The sequence below is a fragment of the Deltaproteobacteria bacterium genome (genome assembly GCA_009930495.1).
Classification (GTDB): domain Bacteria; phylum Desulfobacterota; class Desulfovibrionia; order Desulfovibrionales; family Desulfomicrobiaceae; genus Desulfomicrobium.
Map to the genome: position 1 here is coordinate 1 of RZYB01000279.1, position 2,436 is coordinate 2,436.

The 2,436-nt window shown below is 58.6% G+C and carries 4 protein-coding genes; 2 read left to right on the forward strand and 2 right to left on the reverse strand.

Features of this window, described 5'->3' with window-relative positions; genetic code table 11:
• Window positions 1-189: 189 nt before the first annotated feature.
• On the reverse strand, window positions 190-543 hold the full coding sequence (locus tag EOL86_13735; GenBank protein NCD26635.1) for a prepilin-type N-terminal cleavage/methylation domain-containing protein: 354 nt from the start codon (window positions 541-543) through the stop codon (window positions 190-192).
• A 159-nt stretch (window positions 544-702) separates the two neighbouring features.
• Here EOL86_13735 and EOL86_13740 point away from each other — a divergent pair, with 159 nt between their 5' ends.
• Complete coding sequence (locus tag EOL86_13740) at window positions 703-1,296, forward strand: hypothetical protein (GenBank protein NCD26636.1); 594 nt, start codon at window positions 703-705, stop codon at window positions 1,294-1,296.
• Between the two features lie 49 nt (window positions 1,297-1,345).
• On the opposite strand, the gene EOL86_13745 is transcribed toward EOL86_13740, so the two are convergent.
• Window positions 1,346-1,906, reverse strand: a complete 561-nt coding sequence (locus EOL86_13745; protein NCD26637.1) for a manganese efflux pump — start codon at window positions 1,904-1,906, stop codon at window positions 1,346-1,348.
• A 204-nt stretch (window positions 1,907-2,110) separates the two neighbouring features.
• Here EOL86_13745 and EOL86_13750 point away from each other — a divergent pair.
• Window positions 2,111-2,436, forward strand: a 326-nt coding sequence (locus EOL86_13750; protein NCD26638.1) for an arginine decarboxylase, incomplete at its 3' end; no start/stop codon positions are given.

Genomic DNA, 2,436 nt, shown 5'->3' on the forward strand with positions numbered 1-2,436 from the left:
CGGACTTGGTGTTGTCCGATCCGCCCTTGCGCGGGATTTTGTCTCCGGCGCGGCCAGATTTTTGGGCTTGTGACCGGGCAAGGCGCGGGAACCCTGGGCTCTGCCCCTGGTCCCCGTCTGATTCGCGAGGGCACGGTGTATGGGTGACGAAAATTGGCGACAGGTCGCTTTTCATGATGACGGGAACCGTCAGGGGGTGCAGGAGGGGATGTTGTTCGTCAGAACGCAGGTCAGGAGGAAACCGTTGTAGTCATGATTGGTACAGGAGTTCAGGGTGATGCTGCCATTGGTGACGTGGATGGTCACCGTGCAGTCGAGCTGGTTGCCGGCCATGTCGGTGCAATTCAGGGTCTGGAGGCCGTTGACGATTTCCTGGCTCGTGGCTTCGCCCATGCAGTTTTTCAAATCCGCCTGGGCGTGGGCCACGGCCCCTTCGCGTTTGAATTTGGTGAATTGGGGAATGGCGATGGCCGCGAGAATGCCGATAATGGCCACGACGACCAAAAGCTCGACCAAGGTGAATCCGCGCATTGTGGTGTTCATATTCTACTCCCGGTTGGTCTGGATATGTCGCCAGGATGAATGCAAGTGTCTTGCCTAGGTCGACGATTGGGCGGTGGGCTGGGGAAAAATGGCATTTCTGGCGGGTTGTGGCGGGGAGGCGGAGCATGTAGGACCGCCTGATCAGCACAAGGAGAGCGCATGAGAGACACTTTTCGGGAGATTCGTGACAAAATTGAGGAGCTGGAGCGGGAATTGGTCCGCGAACTGGCCGCCAAGCAGGAAGAGTTCCGGTACACGGTGGAAAAAAAGCGGGTTCGCTTCAGCCAGGAGGTGGAAGCTGCCCACCGCGAACTGCTCACGCGCTGGACATCCTATGTGTACGAGTCGGGCGTCTTCAAGGTGTTGACCATCCCGATTATCTGGTTTGCCTTGATTCCGGCGTTTTTTTTGGATTTTTTCGTTTTTTTCTACCAGATCGTCTGTTTTCCGGTCTACGGCATCCCCATCGTGAAACGCAGCGAGCATATCGTCATCGATCGCCATAAGCTCAAATATTTGAACTGGGTGGAAAGGATGAACTGTGTCTATTGCAGCTATTTCAACGGGCTTATGTCCTATCTGCGCGAAATCGCCGGCCGCACCGAACAGTATTGGTGTCCCATCCGGCACGCGCGGCTGCCCAAAAGCACCCATTCCCGCTATGATCGGTTCGTGGATTACGGCGATGCCGGGGGATACCGCCGGGAACTGAAGGAAATCAGGAAGGATTTCGAGGATTGTCGGAAGAATTGATGCCCGGCCAACGAGGCTGGCGTCCGGCGCGGGCGGATTCGGTCTGGGCCTAGAGCCCCTGCCACAGGATTTTACCGCCGATGGCCATGAGCACGCCGCCGCCAAGAATTTCGGCGTAGTGCCCAAGTCTGGTCTGGCAGCCCAGAGCCGCTCCGAGATACATTCCCATGGCCGTCAAGGCCAGGGCGACAATTCCGATGACGACCGCCGGATACCAGATGGACGCGCCGATCATGGCCAGACTCAGGCCCACGGCCAGGGCGTCGATGCTCGTGGCGATGGACAGCATGATCAGCCGCGTGCCCTGGGTTGGGTCCAGACAGACGTCATCCGCGTCGTGGCTTAGTCCTTCCCAGAACATGTGGCCGCCGATATAGAGAAGCAGGGCGAAGGCGGCCCAATGGCCGAAGCGTAAAAAATAGTCGCGCACGGCGAACCCGCCGGCCCAGCCAATGATGGGCATGAAGGCCTGGAACAGCCCGAAATGCCAGGACAGACGAAAGGTCTGACGGGCGGTGACGGTTTTGAGGGCCACCCCCGAGGCGATGGCCACGGCGAAGGCGTCCATGGCCAGGGCCACGGCAATGGCGAGAATTTCAAGAAATGGCATGTGGTCCTCCAGGGTTGGGCTGGCCTCGTGGCAGATAGTCCATGCCTTGGGTCAAGACAATGCTTGGGCGTGAAGCTTTTTCATGCCGTTTGGGCGCGGGGCATGAGTTGTGTTGACGGTTCGACCCCCGCTGTTTAGACGGGGGCCAACATTGGCCCGGTCCGTCCTGGCCTGCATTTACAGCGTTTCTGGTGGAGGAAATTGATGCGATCTCGGACTCTCGAAAAATGGACCGTTGGCCGTTCCGCGGAACTCTACGGCGTGGATAACTGGGGCGGCGGCTACTTCACGGTCACGCCCGATGGCAATCTCGGCATCACGCCGTTTCCGGGCAAGGATGTGTGCGTGCCCATCCCGTCCATCATCAGTGGCTTGCAGGAGCGTGGCCTGGGTCTGCCGGTGTTGCTGCGTATCGAAAATTTGCTCGACGCCCAGATTTCCCTGCTGCACGCGTCATTTTCCAAGGCCATTCAGGGGCTGAATTACAAGGCCGACTTTCGGGGCGTGTATCCGGTCAAGGTCAACCAGCA